This window comes from Pelomonas sp. KK5, from assembly GCF_001984095.1.
Classification (GTDB): Bacteria; Pseudomonadota; Gammaproteobacteria; order Burkholderiales; family Burkholderiaceae_C; genus KK5.
This window is the reverse complement of record NZ_LYVQ01000502.1, coordinates 1-952: the sequence shown is the minus strand read 5'-3', so window position 1 is coordinate 952 and position 952 is coordinate 1. Positions and strand designations below refer to the sequence as shown.

Here is a 952-nt window from a genome sequence, read left to right as displayed (position 1 = left end):
CGGCCGGGCTTCGTGACCACGCCGGATGCGCGGCACATGGCGATCGCCCATGCCCGCCCCGGTGACGACCCGGCGCTGGCCCTGCTCGCGACAGGCGCGCCGGTCGGGCTGCTGGGCCTGGAGCCGCAGACGCGCCGCCGCAACCGGATGAACGGCGTCGTCGAGTCATGGCCCGACGGCGGGGCGCTGACGATCGCGGTGCGCCAGAGCTTCGGCAACTGCCCGAAGTACATCGTCACCCGCGAGCCGCAGGCCGTGGCACCGCTGCCCGCGGCGGCCCAGGCGCTGGGCCCGGCGCTCGACGAAGCGGCGCTGGCGCTGATCGGGCGCAGCGATACGCTCTTCATCGCCAGCGCCTCCAGCCGGCCCGGCGATGGCGAGCTGCGCGGCGAGGGCGTGGACGTGTCCCACCGCGGCGGCCAGCCTGGCTTCATCGGCATCGCCCGCAGCGCTAACGGCCAGGTTCAGCTGACCCTGCCTGACTACCCCGGCAACCAGTTCTTCATGACGCTGGGCAACCTGTCGGTGAACCCGAAGGCCGGCCTGCTGTTCGTCGACTACGAGGGCGGCGGCCTGCTGCACCTGGCGGCGGATGCCGAGCTTGTGTGGGATGCGGCGCAGCGTTTTGTCCGCTTGACGGTGCGCGAGGGCGTCTGGCGGCCCGGCGTGCTGCCCTGGCGCTGGTGGCCGACAAACGGCTGAACAAGGCCTGAACCCCGGGCAATCGGCACCCGGCGGCCCGCCGGTTTGCCCTTATGCTCCCTGCACACAAGATGGGAGCACTCGCAGACATGATGGTGGCAGCGCCGGTCAGGTTCGGCATCCAGGCGCGGCTGATGGCGGGCATCGCGCTCGTCGCAAGCCTGCTGGTGGCGGCCATCGGCTGGTACTGGGTGGGCTTCGAGGCGCGCGAGCAAGGCGCGGCGCTGCTGCAGCGCCAGCAGCAGATGGC

Annotated in this window: 1 protein-coding gene; it reads left to right on the top strand. The window is 72.3% G+C overall.

Annotated features, from left to right (window positions below; genetic code table 11):
• The coding region (locus B0W88_RS31990) for a pyridoxamine 5'-phosphate oxidase family protein (protein WP_083749213.1) at positions 1–702 on the top strand (702 nt) is incomplete at its 5' end.
• Positions 703–952: the final 250 nt, after the last annotated feature.